Origin of the sequence: Actinobacillus vicugnae (genome assembly GCF_901687125.1) — a bacterium.
Classification (GTDB): Bacteria; Pseudomonadota; Gammaproteobacteria; order Enterobacterales; family Pasteurellaceae; genus Actinobacillus; species Actinobacillus vicugnae.
In genome coordinates, this window is sequence record NZ_CABFJY010000002.1 from 20,561 (window position 1) to 37,263 (window position 16,703).

At 40.5% G+C, this 16,703-nt stretch carries 14 protein-coding genes; 10 read left to right on the forward strand and 4 right to left on the reverse strand.

Annotated elements, in window-relative coordinates; genetic code table 11:
- The first annotated feature begins 274 nt into the window (after positions 1 to 274).
- Both menD and menH read left to right on the forward strand, forming a co-directional pair.
- The gene (gene menD / locus F8M47_RS00520; RefSeq protein WP_150538267.1) at positions 275 to 1,981 is read left to right on the forward strand and encodes a 2-succinyl-5-enolpyruvyl-6-hydroxy-3-cyclohexene-1-carboxylic-acid synthase; all 1,707 of its coding nucleotides are present in this window, start codon (positions 275 to 277) and stop codon (positions 1,979 to 1,981) included.
- Positions 1,981 to 2,751 carry a 2-succinyl-6-hydroxy-2,4-cyclohexadiene-1-carboxylate synthase gene (menH, locus tag F8M47_RS00525; protein ID WP_150538268.1) on the forward strand — a complete coding sequence of 257 codons (771 nt, stop codon included), beginning with the start codon at positions 1,981 to 1,983 and terminating at the stop codon, positions 2,749 to 2,751. The genes menD and menH overlap by 1 nt, the downstream gene beginning before the upstream one ends.
- Here the strand turns inward: menH and F8M47_RS00530 are convergent.
- Complete coding sequence (locus tag F8M47_RS00530; RefSeq protein ID WP_150538269.1) at positions 2,748 to 4,277, reverse strand: YifB family Mg chelatase-like AAA ATPase; 1,530 nt, start codon at positions 4,275 to 4,277, stop codon at positions 2,748 to 2,750. The genes menH and F8M47_RS00530 overlap by 4 nt on opposite strands.
- A 181-nt stretch (positions 4,278 to 4,458) precedes the next feature.
- Here F8M47_RS00530 and F8M47_RS00535 point away from each other — a divergent pair, with 181 nt between their 5' ends.
- From F8M47_RS00535 to F8M47_RS00570, 8 genes are all read left to right on the forward strand, one after another.
- On the forward strand, positions 4,459 to 4,773 hold the full coding sequence (locus tag F8M47_RS00535) for a type II toxin-antitoxin system RelE/ParE family toxin (protein ID WP_150538270.1): 315 nt from the start codon (positions 4,459 to 4,461) through the stop codon (positions 4,771 to 4,773).
- Positions 4,746 to 5,054, forward strand: a complete 309-nt coding sequence (locus tag F8M47_RS00540; RefSeq protein ID WP_150538271.1) for an addiction module antidote protein — start codon at positions 4,746 to 4,748, stop codon at positions 5,052 to 5,054. The genes F8M47_RS00535 and F8M47_RS00540 overlap by 28 nt, the downstream gene beginning before the upstream one ends.
- Before the next feature lie 33 nt (positions 5,055 to 5,087).
- A complete protein-coding gene (locus F8M47_RS00545; RefSeq protein WP_150538272.1) occupies positions 5,088 to 6,254 on the forward strand; it encodes an FAD-dependent oxidoreductase in 1,167 nt (388 codons plus the stop codon).
- Positions 6,255 to 6,451: 197 nt separating this feature from the next.
- On the forward strand, positions 6,452 to 8,116 hold the full coding sequence (locus tag F8M47_RS00550; RefSeq protein WP_150538273.1) for a bifunctional metallophosphatase/5'-nucleotidase: 1,665 nt from the start codon (positions 6,452 to 6,454) through the stop codon (positions 8,114 to 8,116).
- A gap of 326 nt (positions 8,117 to 8,442) precedes the next feature.
- The gene (locus F8M47_RS00555) at positions 8,443 to 8,721 is read left to right on the forward strand and encodes a type II toxin-antitoxin system RelE/ParE family toxin (protein WP_150538274.1); all 279 of its coding nucleotides are present in this window, start codon (positions 8,443 to 8,445) and stop codon (positions 8,719 to 8,721) included.
- Between the two features lie 8 nt (positions 8,722 to 8,729).
- Positions 8,730 to 9,026: a HigA family addiction module antitoxin gene (locus F8M47_RS00560; RefSeq protein WP_150538275.1), complete on the forward strand. Its 297-nt coding sequence runs from the start codon at positions 8,730 to 8,732 to the stop codon at positions 9,024 to 9,026.
- Positions 9,027 to 9,210: 184 nt separating this feature from the next.
- Complete coding sequence (locus F8M47_RS00565) at positions 9,211 to 9,450, forward strand: antitoxin (protein WP_150538276.1); 240 nt, start codon at positions 9,211 to 9,213, stop codon at positions 9,448 to 9,450.
- Positions 9,447 to 9,851, forward strand: a complete 405-nt coding sequence (locus tag F8M47_RS00570) for a PIN domain-containing protein (RefSeq protein WP_150538277.1) — start codon at positions 9,447 to 9,449, stop codon at positions 9,849 to 9,851. Before F8M47_RS00565 ends, F8M47_RS00570 begins: the two co-directional genes overlap by 4 nt.
- A gap of 1,206 nt (positions 9,852 to 11,057) precedes the next feature.
- On the opposite strand, the gene F8M47_RS00575 is transcribed toward F8M47_RS00570, so the two are convergent.
- From F8M47_RS00575 to rpoC, 3 genes are all read right to left on the reverse strand, one after another.
- The gene (locus F8M47_RS00575) at positions 11,058 to 11,813 is read right to left on the reverse strand and encodes an ATP-grasp domain-containing protein (RefSeq protein WP_150538278.1); all 756 of its coding nucleotides are present in this window, start codon (positions 11,811 to 11,813) and stop codon (positions 11,058 to 11,060) included.
- 57 nt (positions 11,814 to 11,870) lie between these two features.
- Complete coding sequence (locus F8M47_RS12010) at positions 11,871 to 12,029, reverse strand: hypothetical protein (protein ID WP_167509583.1); 159 nt, start codon at positions 12,027 to 12,029, stop codon at positions 11,871 to 11,873.
- Positions 12,030 to 12,354: 325 nt separating this feature from the next.
- Positions 12,355 to 16,632: a DNA-directed RNA polymerase subunit beta' gene (gene rpoC, locus F8M47_RS00580; RefSeq protein ID WP_150538279.1), complete on the reverse strand. Its 4,278-nt coding sequence runs from the start codon at positions 16,630 to 16,632 to the stop codon at positions 12,355 to 12,357.
- Positions 16,633 to 16,703: the final 71 nt, after the last annotated feature.

The window sequence follows — 16,703 nt, forward strand, 5'->3', positions numbered from 1 at the left end:
CTAAATCAGTTGATTTGACATTATTTCTCCAAATAACATTACCATTATGAATAAATGCACCATTTATTATAAGTTTAATGGAGCAATTTTCATTCATAATGTTTAAAATATGTGAAGTACTTCTCATTAATTTTGCGCATACCTTTTTAAACGTAAACGGCGAATGAAATAAAATGCCTAACAAGCGGTTATTTTCCACCTATTTTTTGCAAATTTTGCTACAATTCCATCATTTTATGAAAATTAAACCAGTTATAAAGCATAGAGAAGAGATATGACAGTAAGCACCTTTAACCGCTCTTGGGCAAAAGTGATTGTGAACGCTTTACTACGTTATGGCGTGAAGCATTTTTGTATTGCACCAGGCTCACGTTCAACGCCATTAACTCTTGAGGCTCTGCAATTACAACAAAACCAACAAGCGCAATGCCATAGCCATTTTGATGAACGTGGCTTAGGCTTTTTTGCATTAGGGATTGCTAAAGCTACAAACTATCCTGTTGCGATTATTGTGACCTCTGGCACTGCCGTGGCAAATCTTTACCCTGCAGTAATTGAAGCAAGTATCGCTCATCATAAATTGATCGTACTTTCAGCAGATCGCCCACCAGAACTCATTGGCTGCGGCGCAAATCAAGCAATTGCCCAACAAGGCATTTTCGCCAATTATCCTGTGGCAAGCGTCAACTTACCAAAACCAGCCGAGCATTATAATGCGAGTTGGTTAGTCGCAACTATTGAGCAAGCGTGCGTAACCCAAAGCCAGCAAGGTGGCGTAGTTCATATCAATGCTCCGTTTGCAGAGCCACTCTATGAAGCGGATGAAAATAGCATTAGCACACACCCATGGCTAAAACCCATTCAAAGTTGGTTGATTAATTCCCAAGCAAAATGGATCAACAGCCAAACTATTCAAAGTGAAGTGTCAATGCACGAGAATTGGGATTATTGGCGCACCAAACGTGGCGTGATTGTGGTTGGCAAATTGCCTGTCGAGCAAGGTATTGGGATCAAAGCGTGGGCAGATACGCTCGGTTGGTGTTTACTCACCGATGTGCAATCTTGTGTAGATGCAAGCCTGCCATACGCTGATATTTGGCTTTCCAACAAAACCGTACATCAACGCTTATTACAAGCAGATATTGTAATTCAGTTTGGTCGCCAAATCGTGAGCAAAAGAGTGAATAAATTCCTCGAAGCATTTACAGGCGAATTTTGGCAAGTGGATGAATACAGCGATTACCTCAATCCATTTGCGCATCAGCAAACTCGTTTTGTGGCGAAAGCACACCACTTCTTACGTGTGCATCCACCATTACGCCAAAAACCATGGCTATTAGAACCGCTTGCATTATCACAATTCTGTGCGGGTTTTATTGAGCAACAAGTGGGTGGAAGCTTAAACGAAGCATCATTAGCGCACCATATTGAAGAAGTGTTGGCGACCAACGGCAATTTATTTATCGGCAACAGCCTATTTGTACGTTTAGTAGATGCGCTGTGCAAATTGCCTGAAGGCTACCCCGTTTATACCAATCGTGGCGCAAGCGGTATTGATGGCTTAATCGCAACCATGGCTGGCGTAGCAAAAGGTAGCGGACAACCAACCGTGGGTGTACTTGGCGATATTTCTGCATTACACGATCTCAATTCGGTTTCTTTGCTCAGCAAAATCAATCACCCGTGCATTTTATTTGTGATCAACAATAGTGGCGGTGCAATTTTCGATATGTTGCCTGTGGAAGCAAAAGCGAAAGAGCAATTCTACCGCTTATCGCATAACTATGAATTTGCGCCAATTGCGACCATGTTTGGCATTGAGTACATTCGCCCGTTCACTTGGGCTGATCTCAAGGCAAAACTCAAACTCGCTTATGGACGTAAAGGTGTGACGATTGTGGAAATCAAAGTCAATGAACAAGACGGTAGCAACCTGTATAAATCGTTAATCAAACAAATCTCACAAGCGGAAATCGCCTAATGCTCCACGCGACATGGCATAGCGAAACGGGTACGCCAATAGTTTTCCTACATGGCTTACTCGGTTCGCAACAAGATTGGCAAGCGGTGCTCAGCCGCTTGCAAAATTTTGCGCAAATTCGACCGCTTACCATTGACCTCCCCCTGCATGGTGCAAGCGCACAGATTCACTGTCACGACTTTGCTGACGTACGAGATCTGATCGATCAAACCATTCAGCACTATATTGGCACGCAACCTTTTTATTTGGTGGGCTATTCATTAGGTGGGCGTTTAGCATTGGACTATACGCTGAATGCGCATAACCCTAATCTGCAACACACTATTCTTGAAGGCACCAATATCGGCTTGGCAACCGAAGGAGAGCGCCAAGCACGTTGGCAAAACGATTATCAATGGGCGGAACGATTTCGCCATCAACCGCTCACAGAAGTGTTAAATGATTGGTATCAGCAAGCAGTTTTTGCCAATTTAGGCCAACACAAGCGGTCAAATTTAATCAAAAAACGGCAACATAATCACGGCATTGCAATTGCTGAAATGCTGGAGGCTACCAGTTTAGCTAAACAGCCTTATTTTTTATCTCAGCTGGTAGGAAGTAAATATGCGATTAGCTTTTTGATTGGTGAACGAGATCTTAAATTTAGAAATATGGCGGAGCAACATCAGCTTAATTATCGACTCATTGCACAGGCAGGACATAATGCACATTTTGAACAACCACAAGCCTTTGTTGCTGAGTTACTCCGCTCAATTCAACGAGCGCCTTAATTTTCGCCTTGCAGGCGCTGTAATAGGCGATCCATTGCACGGTAGCCCAACGCTTCAGCAAGATGGATTTGTTGAATATTCGGCGCATTAGCGAGATCCGCAATCGTGCGTGAAACCTTCAAAATCCGATGATAAGCACGCACAGAAAGCCCTAATTTAGTCAGTGCATTTTCCAAAAACAACGCATCTTTTTCATCTAAGCGACAATCTCGTTCGATTTCTTTAGTGGTTAATTTTGCATTAATTTTACCCGCTCGAGCCATTTGTAATGCTCTTGCTGCAAGCACTCGCTTGCGTACCTGTTCAGTAGTTTCCCCTCGGTTATCGCTACTTTGCAATGCGCCTTTTGGCAATAACGGCACTTCGATCGATAAATCAAAGCGGTCTAAAAACGGCCCTGATAAACGATTTAAATAACGCATCACCTGTTGCGGAGAAGTGCGATTGTGCGTGCCTTGATAATGCCCTGTCGGGCTTGGATTCATCGCCGCAATTAATTGAAAACTGGCAGGAAATTGTACTTTCGCATTCGCACGAGAAATAATAATTTCACCTGATTCAAGTGGCTGACGGAGCGCATCTAACACTTTACGCTCAAACTCAGGCAATTCGTCTAAAAAAAGCACACCGTTATGCGCTAAACTAATTTCTCCAGGTTTGGGAATTGAGCCTCCACCCACCAACGCCACCATTGAAGCACTATGATGTGGCGCTCGGAATGGGCGTTCTTTCCAGTTCTGGAAATTCAATTCATTTTGCACCAAGCTGGTGACTGAAGCGGTTTCAATTGCCTCATTATCACTCATCGCAGGCAACAAGTCTGCCAAACGGCTTGCCAACATGGTTTTGCCCGTGCCTGGTGGTCCAAGAAACAGCAAATTATGTTGCCCAGCGGCGGCAATCATCAAGGCTCGTTTTGCATGTTGTTGCCCGATAATATCCGTTAAATCACGACGTACAAGCGGTCGATTTTCTGGCGTTTTTTGCGAAATTTGCTGAGCAATCGGCAAACTGTCTCGCTTATTCATAAAATTCACCACTTGCAACAGCGAACTAGCAAAATAGGTTTGAGCATGAGAAACCAATGAAGCTTCATTTTGATTCGGGCGAGCAATAATCATTTGTCGTTTGGCTTTTTCAGCAGAAATCACAGCAGGGATCACACCATGTACGCCTCGCAACGCTCCCGTTAATGCTAGTTCACCTAAAAACTCAAACTGCTTTAACCGATCCGCATCCATTTGCCCCGAAGCCGCTAAAATACCAATTGCAATCGGCAAATCAAACCGCCCACCTTCTTTAGGTAGATCCGCAGGTGCAAGGTTAATCGTAATCCGCTGTGGCGGGTACATAAAATTGGCATTCATCAACGCACTGCGTACCCGATCTCCCGCTTCTTTCACTGTCGTTTCGGGCAAACCAACAATAGTTAACCCTGGTTTTCCGTTACTTAAATGCACTTCAATCGTCACCAACGGCGCTTCTACGCCAATAGATGCTCGGCTATAAACAATCGCTAAAGACATATTTTCCTCCAAAATTGATAGAGGATAAAACTGCACTCAGAGAAAAACAGACAGAAGCATCATTTTCTCGATCAAGATCGCAAAAATAGTTTGACGTTCTATCAAATTCAGCTTGAACGCCTAACATAAAATAATTGTTGTTATTTTGTATCTTATTGGATACTATTTAAGGTGCTATTTTATGCCATCACAAATATTCATTATTGAGCAAACGCCAATATTTCATCATTGGCTTAAAACTCTCAAAAATCCCATCGCACGAGTCACTATTGCAAGACGAATTGAACGTGCTAGCTTCGGTAATTTTGGAGATCATAAAGCTCTGGGAATGGGGTTATGGGAAATGAGAATAGATACTGGAGCAGGATATCTAGTCTACTATGCTCAAAAGAGAGAAATCATTTATTTATTACTCAACGGTGGAGATAAATCCACTCAGGAAAAAGATATTGAAAAAGCGAGAAAAATATGGACAGAATTACAAAAACATCAATAAAAACAAAAACTTTTGACCTAGCAGAATATTTAGATAGCGAAGAAGCAATTCAAATCTATCTTACACAAGTGCTAGCAGATGGCGATAACGCTGAATTTTTAAGAGCGCTTGGCTATATTGCCCGAGCCCGTAGCATGAGTGAACTCGCACAAAAAACAGGATTAGGGAGAGAAAGCTTGTACAAAACACTTTCAGCAGAGAGTAAACCTCGTTTTGAAACCATTCTAAAAATCTTAAAAGCACTCAATATTGAGTTAGTGCCTGTTATCAAAACGGTATAATATGCCAATAAAATTTAATCAGTGAGGGAAAATATGAATACGCAGGATATGATTATCATTGGTGGTGGCATGGTCGGGGCGGCTGCGGCGCTTGGGCTAGCCAAACTTGGGCTAAAGATTACTTTAATCGAAAAAAATCCACTTCCCTCATTTGATCTCAATGCCGATTACGATTTGCGTATTTCTGCGATCAGTGTAGCTTCGGTAACATTACTTGAACATTTAGGCGCTTGGCAGAACATCAGCCAAATGCGTGTTTGCCCATATGATGGTTTAGAAACGTGGGAAATCGAAGGATTTAATACCGCTTTTCACGCCAAGGAAATCGGCTTAGATAAACTCGGCTTTATGGTGGAAAACAATCTGATTCAAATTGGCTTATGGCAAACATTAGGCCAATATCCAAACTGCCAACAAGCGGTCGGATTTTCACACATTTCTGCAAATTACGACGGGCAATTATGGACGGTAACAGTAGATGAGCAAACATTCACTGCACCACTACTGATTGCCGCAGACGGCGCAAATTCACAGGTTCGCAACTGGGCAGGCATTGGGCTAACCAGCTGGCAATATCGCCAACATTGTTTACTTGCCACAGTGAAAACCGAATTGCCGCAACAATCGGTCACTTGGCAACAATTTTTCCCGAGTGGCCCTCGTGCCTTTTTGCCACTTTCTGAACAAAATGGTTGTGTGGTTTGGTATGACGCTCCACAACGAATTACCCAACTAAAACAACTTTCTGCCGAAAAACTCACCGCAGAAATTCATCAACATTTTCCTGCTCGTTTAGGCAAAATAGCCGTAATGAAGGCAGCGAGTTTTCCGCTAACTCGCCAACATGCCCAACATTATGTTAAAAACGGCGTGGTGCTGATCGGTGATGCAGCACACACAATCAATCCCCTAGCAGGACAAGGCGTCAATCTCGGTTTTAAAGACGTTCAGGCGTTACTGGAAGTTATTGAACAAGCGGTCAAAAAAGGCGAAAATTTTGCAACTGAAGCCGTACTCAAACGCTATGAACACAAACGCAAACCCGATAATTTATTGATGCAAACGGGCATGGACGTGTTTTATAAAACCTTTAAAACTAAAATCTTACCCGTTAAAATCGCCCGCAATTTAGGCTTAGTGCTAGCGGAAAAAATCCTTCCTCTCAAGAAAAAAGCACTACGCTATGCGATAGGGCTATAATTTTACGCCACAAGTGAGCGAATTCTGCAGACTTTTTGCAAAATTAGGCCGCTTGTGGCCGTTATCAACATCCAAATTGTGTCGAGAAGATCACATTTTCCAGAAAAACCCCCTTCGACTGCTTACAAAATCGTGCCTACCTAAGCTAAAATAGCTTTGAATCTATCTATCCCTACTTATCTCACAAGGAGATCATTATGAAAAAAGTGCTCGGTACTTTATTGGCATTGTCAGCTGTAAGTGTAGCTGTAGCAAAAGAGGTTAACATTAAGTTTTTAGGTACATCGGACGTTCATGGTCGTATTGTCCCTTGGAGCTATGGTGCAGATGTTGAGGACAAATCAGGTTCTTATGCACAAATCGCCACCTATGTAAAAGACGTACGCCAAAATAACAAGAATGTGGTGTTAGTCGATATTGGTGATGCGATTCAAGACAACCAAGTTGAAGTGTTTGCTAAAACCGAAAAATATTACAAAGACAACCCCGTTCCGAAAGTGTTAAACGAAATGAAATACGACTATTTCATTTTAGGTAATCACGAATTTAACTTCGGTATGACCGCTTTAGACGAGATTTTAAAAGATATTAACGCAAAAGTACTCACCGCCAATTTCTACTACAAAAAAGACGGCAAACGCTACGTGGCTGCAACCGATATTATTGAGAAAGACGGTGTGAAACTCGGCTTAATTGGTTTAACCACACCAATGTCTGCGATCTTTGAAAAAGATACACACCATCTTGATGAAATGAAATTTAGCTCGCCAAGCGAAGAAGCGAAAACACAAATTGCTGAATTAAAAGCGAAAGGCGTAGATGCGATTATCGTACTTGCCCATATGGGAATTGAAAACGAAAACAATATCGCCGATACCGGCGTGGCAGATTTAGTGAATAATGTTGAAGGCATTGATGTGATTATCGCAGGTCATATGCATAAAAATGTCCCTGCTGAAACGATCAAAAATACCCTTATTACTGAGCCACACCGCTACGGCACCGTGGTTTCTGAAGTGGATTTAACCTTTGATGTAGCAGATAACGGCAAAGTTACCTTGCTTTCAAAAAATGCGAAAACTGTGCCAGTTAAACAATTGGCTTCCGATCCTGCTATCGAAAAAATCTATCAACCATATCACGATGAATTACGTCGTTTAAACAACGTGAAAATTGGCGAAACGGCACAAACGATGGTTCCACAGGATAAAAATCACGGCGTAGCAATTGCTTTTACACAAGACACTGGCCTATCGTCATTAATTAACGATGTGCAACAACATTACAGCAAAGCAGACGTGGTTTCCTTTGCCTTCGACTATCAAACTGTACGTTTAGATAAAGGCGATATTAAGAAAAAAGATATTATCTATAACTATCGCTATGCAGGCGGTGATGTAAGTGTATACGAAGTGACTGGAAAACAACTTAAAGCTTATATGAACTGGTCAGCAGATTACTTTGATACAATTCAGCCACAAGATAAAGATTACCGAATCAACGAAACACGTGGTAAATCAAAATATGTAACTTTCGATATTTTCGGTGGCGTAAAATATAACATTGATTTACGCAAACCAAGCGGCGAAAAAATTATAGATTTAGCCCTTGCAGACGGCACAAAAATTACCGATGACAGCAAACTCAAACTCGGTATGAACTCATATCGCTATGCACAGCTCATCAAAAAAGGTGGCGTATGGGAAGGACAACAAATCCCAGTGTTATGGGAATCTAAAGTCGCCATGGGCAGCGAAGCTGGCACCATTCAAAATATGATGATCGATTACATCACTAATGTGAAAAACGGCAAAATTGAAGGCGCTTCTCACAACCGCTGGAAAATTGTTGGTTTAGAGTAAGTGATACAATACAAGCGGTTAAATTCCTTAAACTTTTTGCAAATTTTTAAGGGAATTTAACCGCTTGTTTTTATTCCCTGCTACCAATTCCTAGAAAGGATAGCGCTCAGTGCTTATACAAACATTTAGATTTAGAAACAAAGCACCCGTCAGGAGACGGGTGCTATCAGAGGGAATATTTTTTTACTAAAAATATCCATTCCTATTTTTGCGATCCATATTGACAAATTCAAAACAGCCTGTTGAACAATATCTTAATATGAATAATAAATAGCCTTTATTTAACTTGAAAAGCGTAGTGTATAACACTACAATGCGAGGAAATAATGATTCTCTCATTTAAGCATAAAGGGCTTGAGATATTTTATCTTACAGGAAATACAGCTGGGATTATCGTTGCGCATCAAGCAAAATTAAAAAGGATTTTAGCCAGGCTGGACAGCGCTAAAACGGCACAAGATATGAATATTCCTGGCTGGAACTTACACTCTCTGACAGGCGATCTGAAAAATCACTGGTCAGTAAAAGTAAATGCAAATTGGCGAATTACTTTTAAATTAACCAATGGGTATGCTGAGGTTATTAACTACCAAGATTATCACTAGGGGAAATTATGAGAATGCACGCTCCACCGCATCCCGCAGAAATTTTAAGAGAAGATATTCTACCCACGCTAGGGCTGACTGTTACAGAAGCTGCCAAACAGCTAGGTGTGAACAGAGTCACCCTCTCACGATTACTGAATGAAAAAGCGGGAATCAGCGCAGAAATGGCAATCCGCTTACACGCTTGGCTGGGCGAAAACAGCCCAACACCAGAAAGCTGGCTACACCAACAAGCCAATTACGATTTATGGCAAGCCCAACAAAAACCCATGCCATTTATCCGAAGTGTATCAATCAGTTTATAAATACAAACGGTTAAATTCCCTAAACTTTTTGCAAATTTTTAAGGGTATTTGACCGCTTGTTTGTTCCCAATTCCTACTAGTCAGGCATATCCCACACTCCCATCCAAACCATTTTAGTTGATTTTTTAAGCTGTTATGTTATTTTGTATCTACTAAAAAACATTTGTATATACAGGAGCAAATTATGATGACAAAAGTATTCCGTAGCGGTAATAGTCAAGCGGTTCGAATTCCTGCAAACTTTCGTTTAGATGTGGATACGGTAGAAATTTTGCATGGCGAAAATGGCGATATTATTTTGCGCCCATTCAAACCCAAAGTTGATATTTCATTTCTTGATTTATTTTCAGATTTTGATGACGATTTTATTCAAGCACTAGAAAATCGAGATATTGAGCCACCACAAGAGCGAGAAGATCTATAATTTATATGCTCGACACCAATATTTTGATTTATTTAATGAAAAATAAACCGCTTGCAGTCGCACAACGTGTTGCAAAACTTGTGCCGCAAGATCAACTGGTTATGAGCTTTATTACTTATGCAGAGCTACTTAAAGGTGCAAATGGCAGTGCAAATACACAAAAAGCCTTTGAAAAAATTGCCCAGATCACCAAGCGAATTTCCGTTATTTATCCGACAGATAAAATCTGTGAACACTATGGCTTATGGTCAAATCACTTAAAACAGCAAGGCACACCTATTGGTAGCAACGATCTATGGATTGCTTGCCATGCCTTAGCCGTTAATGCCGTTTTAGTGACACATAATGTGAAAGAATTTCAGCGAATTACTGATTTAAATTGGCAGGATTGGACGGTTTAAAATTGCTAAAAATATTAGAAATTTTACCGCTTGTTTTTTATTCCCTGTTACCAATTCCTAGAAAGGATAGCGCTCGTCTCTGACCATAACTGTTCGAAACATTAAAAAGCTAACCATTCCCCTTTCCCGTTTACGGGAGAAGGTGGAGAAAATCCATAGGATTTTCGGAGGGAGAGGGGAAGCCCCAGTAAATTTAATGCTTCGAACTCTTATGGGTGTACGGTGGGTGACTGCGAAATCCTTAGGAAATTCGACCGCTTGTCACCAATCACTATCGCAATCAAATCTCCCCTAACCCCTCTTTTCTAAAGAGGGGGATTTCCTTTAAATATTAACAAATTATGATATTTCGATTCTTATGGACTGGAACAGAGGCGAGCCACAAAGTGGCTCACTAGGCTCGTAGATCCTCGTAACCACGTACGGCTCGTGCGTGGGGGGACATCGTTGAGGGTAGGGGGTGTTTGCTAACGCACCATTTTCTTTACACTCTCGCCCTTCGGGCACTCTCTCCCGCGAGCGGGAGAGAGGACGCTTCAGTAAATTTAAATGTTTCGAATAGTTATGGTCTTTGACGAGTGCTTATATAAACTCATCAAGATTAAAAATACAGCCCCCGTCAGGAGACGGGCACTATCGGGAGGACAACCTTTTATTTCCTTTTTCCTATTAAAGCAGCTATAGTAAGAATTGCTCCTCCCACCATTGATACCTTATTTGGAAGATCATTTGTACAATTTGGACATAATTCATCATCCCACATATCGCCCCCCCTTCGCATAATTATTACAACTTGGGGTTCTACACACATAAATAATATGATTACAATCAGGATATTTACATTTATCCCGACGAATATAATTATATTCAATAATTTTAGCAGTAATAGAATTACTACAAAAAGGGCATAAGCCTCTTGCTTTAATCGCCATAGTTATTTACATAAACCCTAAAAAAATTACCATCGAGTATATTATTCACATAAAATATTTTTATTCATTAGAAATTCTATGCTTCAAAAATTTAGCAATTCCCTTACTAATTTCTAGTCCTATTGATAACTCTATCCACATATATTTACCAAATGGATTCACATCTAAAACCCAAAATTCATTATATTGATCCATACAGAGATCTAAACACGCATAATCTAGCCCAAAAGATTTCACGAGATTTATTAGCTTTAGATTTAATTCATCAGGTAATTCATATATCGAGTGCTTTGTATTTGGTAATATCATATATTCGCCAATCAATATTCCCAATACTAGAAGAACTAGCATCAATTTTACAACTAAGTATTTGATCGCCTATAACAATAGCCCTAACGTCAAACTGCTTATTAATTTTCTCTTGTAAAAATAGTGGACATTCGTTTTGGGTTTCAAAACTCTCAAATTGTTCTTTATTGACTTTATCCACTAATAGCATTGTCTGTTGCCCATTATGCTCCAAATAAATTTGATGCATTGTTTTTAATACAACTTCTGAATGTTCAACAAAGAATCTATTAATTTCAGTTTTATAATTACTAATTAAAGAGTTAGGTGTATTTAATCCTGCACTCTTGGCATTTAAAAAGAAAGAAATTTTACTTTGAGCAGAAAGTGATGTTCGTAGATTATTATTTACCCAAAATGCTGTTTTAGATAAATATTCATAGAAATCAAATAGTGATTCTCGCCAAGAAAAATACCAAAAATCTTTTTCGTTTGAGCTAATAAATCCTGTTCTTGCATATAATGGAGATAGACAAAATACAGCTTGAATTTCTGTAGAATCAATATTCAAATTGTTTTGCTTAATAATGAAACTATTAGAATCTGAATAATAAGAAAATTCTGTATTTAATAATGCTTCTTTTGAGACATCTAAAATAATAGACTTCTGATTGATTTCTGCTAATTCTGTTTGAATTGTAATTAAATGAGGATCATCAGAACTACCAATAAGTAAAATCACAGTGCTATCCTTATAACAAGAGGCTAAAAGTTTTAGCCTCTTTCTAATAAAAAAATACTATTCGTTTGTATAATCATCTGCCTGATTTTTACCACTAAACGTAGCTGTTTTTATTGCAGTGTCCTTTAAATAATGTTCAGGCTTCCAAGTCCATTCTTGGTTAAAATCAACTTCTGGATTTTCTTTTAAAAAATTTAATGAAAATGCTTTTTCCATTATTTCTTCCTATAACAAAATATAATAAAAATCATCTATGAGCATAACCCATTGAAAAATAATGAGAATTTATACACACAAAAAATAAAACCACTTGACAAATTCCAACAAATGGTTTTCAAGCATTCTAGCCTGTCAATAGACTATGTGTGAAAATAAAAAGAACAACCCAAAAATTCTTAATCTTTCTATACTAATTCTTATAATAGATGGGCTAACGCCCATCCTACCGTGCACTAAACAAACAAAAAGCCCCCAGAACTCACTAGTTCTGGGGGCTTTATTTTTTCTATCTATCGGTGGACAATAATATCCACCTTACGAATTACTCTTCATCACCTGCATTTAATAATGCTGCAAGGCTTTGAGTTGCGTCGTCTGCGACGAATTCGAATTCTGCTTCGATATCTGCATCGCTTGCGAATACGTTAGTCGAAGCCTGTGCAATTGGTGCTTCAAAAGCGACCGCTTGTTCTTGTTGGCTACGTTTTTTCGCACGTGCTTGGTGATATGCGAAACCCGTACCCGCTGGGATTAAACGACCTACAATTACGTTCTCTTTCAAGCCACGTAATTCGTCACGTTTACCTGCAACTGCGGCTTCGGTAAGCACACGTGTTGTTTCTTGGAACGATGCTGCTGAGATAAATGACTCCGTTGCAAGAGAGGCTTTGGTAATACCAAGTAACTCACGTTCAAACTCAACAAGTGGTTTGCCTTCTTCTGCACGTTTGCGGTTTGCAATTTTCACACGTGCCACTTCAACTTGTTCCCCTTCGAGGAATTCGCTGTCGTATGCGTTAGTGATCACTGCTTTACGTAACATTTGGCGAACGATAACTTCGATGTGTTTATCGTTAATTTTTACCCCTTGTAAGCGGTAAACTTCTTGTACTTCGTTTACGATGTAGTCTGTTACTGCATGAACGCCACGTAAACGTAAGATGTCATGCGGAGTTTCTGCACCATCAGAGATTACGTCACCACGTTGTACCATCTCGCCTTCGAATACGTTGAGCTGACGCCATTTTGGAATCATTTCTTCGAATGCTTCACCTTCTGCTGGTGTAATCACTAAACGACGTTTACCTTTTGTTTCTTTACCGAATGACACGATACCTGAAATTTCAGCAAGGATTGCTGGCTCTTTCGGTTTACGTGCTTCAAATAAATCTGCTACGCGTGGAAGACCACCGGTAATATCTTTAGTACCCACAGATTCTTGTGGAATACGTGCTAATGCTTCACCAACTTCAATTGTTGCACCGTCGTCTAAGGTTACGATTGCTTTACCTGGTAAGAAGTATTGCGCTGCCACATCTGTACCTGGGATTAAGATATCGTTACCTTGCGCATCCACTAAGCGTAATGCTGGACGTAAGTCTTTACCTGCGGTTGCACGTTCACCCACATCTTGCACCACGATAGATGATAAACCTGTTAATTCGTCGGTTTGACGAGTAACGGTTAAGCCATCTACAATATCGCTGAATTGGATACGACCGCTTACCTCTGAGATAACTGGCATGGTATGCGGATCCCAGTTAGCAACCACTTCGCCTACTGCAACTTCTGCACCGTCGTTTTTAGAAAGCACTGCACCGTAAGGTACTTTATAGTTTTCTTTGGTACGACCGAAGGTGTCGATTACAGTTAATTCTGTGTTACGAGAAGTTAAGACGATTTTGCCTTCTTTGTTCGTTACAAATTTAGCGTTGGTTAATTTAATCGTACCTGCGTTTTTCACTTGGATGCTAGATTCTTTTGCTGCCGCAGAAGCCGCACCACCGATATGGAACGTACGCATGGTTAACTGTGTACCTGGTTCACCGATTGATTGTGCCGCAATAACACCTACTGCTTCACCTTGGTTGATCAGGTGACCACGCGCTAGGTCACGACCGTAACATTTCGCACACACACCGAAGTCTGTGTTACAGGTTACTACTGAACGTACTTTGATTACGTCCACAGATTCCGCATCAATCACATCACACCATTTCTCATCAATTAAGGTGTTACGTGGAATTAATACTTCTTCTGTACCTGGTTTTAATACGTCTTCTGCAACTACACGACCTAATACACGATCACGTAATGCTTCTTTAACATCACCACCTTCGATTAATGGGGTCATCACGATACCTTCGTGTGTACCACAGTCATCTTCAGTGATGACTAAGTCTTGTGCTACGTCTACTAAACGACGAGTTAAGTAACCTGAGTTCGCAGTTTTTAATGCGGTATCCGCAAGACCTTTACGCGCACCGTGGGTTGAAATAAAGTACTGAAGAACGTTCAGACCTTCACGGAAGTTTGCGGTAATCGGTGTTTCGATAATCGAGCCGTCTGGACGAGCCATAAGACCACGCATACCTGCTAACTGACGAATCTGAGCTGCAGAACCACGCGCACCCGAGTCAGCCATCATAAAGATACTGTTAAATGACGCTTGTTTTTCTGGGTTACCTTCACGGTTGATTACTTCTTCCGTTGAAAGGTTTTCCATCATTGCTTTTGCAACACGTTCGTTTGCAGCCGCCCAAATATCAATTACTTTATTATAACGTTCGCCTGCAGTCACAAGACCTGAGTTAAATTGTTCTTGAATCTCTGCAACTTCTGCTTCTGCTGCGCGGATAATTTCATTTTTCTGCACTGGGATTACCATATCATCGATACCAACTGACGCACCTGAACGAGCAGCGTATGCGAAACCTGTGTACATGATTTGGTCAGCAAGAATAACAGATTCTTTTAAACCTAAACGGCGGTAGCTTTCGTTGATTAATTTCGAAATCGCTTTTTTACCTAACGTTTGGTTGAACACTTTAAATGGCATACCTTTTGGCGCGATCATCCATAAGATTGAACGGCCGATAGTGGTATCCACTAAGTTCGTTTCTTCAACTAATTCACCTGCTTCATTTTTCACATGTTCAGTAATACGAACTTTAACGCGTGCGTGTAATTCAGCTTGACCTGTACGGTATGCTTTTTCCGCTTCACGTGGGTCAAGGAAGTACATTCCTTCACCTTTCGCATTTACTTTTTCACGAGTCATGTAGTAAAGACCTAATACAACGTCCTGAGAAGGAACGATAATTGGGTCACCACTTGCTGGTGAAAGTACGTTATTGGTTGACATCATTAACGCACGCGCTTCTAACTGCGCTTCAAGCGTTAATGGTACGTGTACCGCCATTTGGTCACCATCGAAGTCCGCGTTGAATGCCGCACAAACAAGTGGGTGTAACTGGATTGCTTTACCTTCGATTAATAACGGTTCAAACGCTTGGATACCCAAACGGTGAAGGGTTGGCGCACGGTTTAATAAAATTGGGTGTTCGCGAATAACTTCCGCAAGGATATCCCATACGATAGGTTCTTCACGCTCAACCATTTTCTTCGCAGCTTTGATTGTTGAAGCAATGCCACGAGATTCTAATTTAGAGTAAATAAATGGACGGAATAATTCCAATGCCATTTTTTTCGGTAAACCACATTGGTGGAGGTGTAAGTAAGGACCTACGGTAATTACCGAACGACCTGAATAATCCACACGTTTACCTAATAAGTTCTGACGGAAACGACCTTGTTTACCCTTGATCATATCAGCAAGAGATTTTAATGGGCGTTTGTTCGAACCTGTAATCGCACGACCACGACGACCGTTATCTAATAACGCATCCACAGACTCTTGTAACATACGTTTTTCGTTACGTACGATGATGTCTGGTGCTACTAAATCAAGTAAGCGTTTTAAACGGTTGTTACGGTTGATCACACGGCGATATAAATCGTTCAGATCTGAAGTCGCAAAACGACCACCATCAAGTGGCACTAATGGACGAAGATCTGGTGGAAGCACTGGTAATACTGTCATTACCATCCACTCTGGTTTGTTGCCAGATTGTTGGAATGCTTCAAGTAATTTCAAGCGTTTTGTGATTTTCTTACGTTTCGTTTCAGAGTTAGTTTCTTGTAACTCTTCACGCATCATTTCGCATTGGTGTTCTAAGTCCATATCACGTAATAGGGCTTGAATACCTTCCGCACCCATTTTCGCTTCAAACTCATCGCCCCAACGCTCTTCCGCTTCCCAGTACTGCTCTTCAGTTAATAACTGATTTTTTTCTAAATCAGTCATACCTGGTTCGGTAACTACGTATGATTCGAAATAAAGTACACGTTCGATATCACGTAAAGGCATATCTAAGATTAAACCGATACGGGACGGAAGTGATTTTAAGAACCAAATGTGTGCTACTGGACACGCAAGTTCAATATGACCCATACGGTCACGACGTACTTTAGTTTGGGTTACTTCAACGCCACATTTTTCACAAATCACACCACGGTGTTTTAAGCGTTTATATTTACCACAAAGACATTCATAATCTTTTACTGGACCAAAAATACGTGCACAGAAAAGACCATCACGTTCAGGTTTAAAGGTACGATAGTTAATGGTTTCTGGTTTTTTTACTTCACCAAAAGACCATGAACGGATTTTATCTGGTGATGCTAAACCAATTTTAATTACATCAAAATCATCGTTTGATTTTGATTGTGCTTTTAAAAACTTTACTAAGTCTTTCACTTTTTGCCCCTAGTGAGGAATTAAAGTTTTGCTTAAAGCGCAAGGCTTTAAACGAGGAAATCTATTTTTTA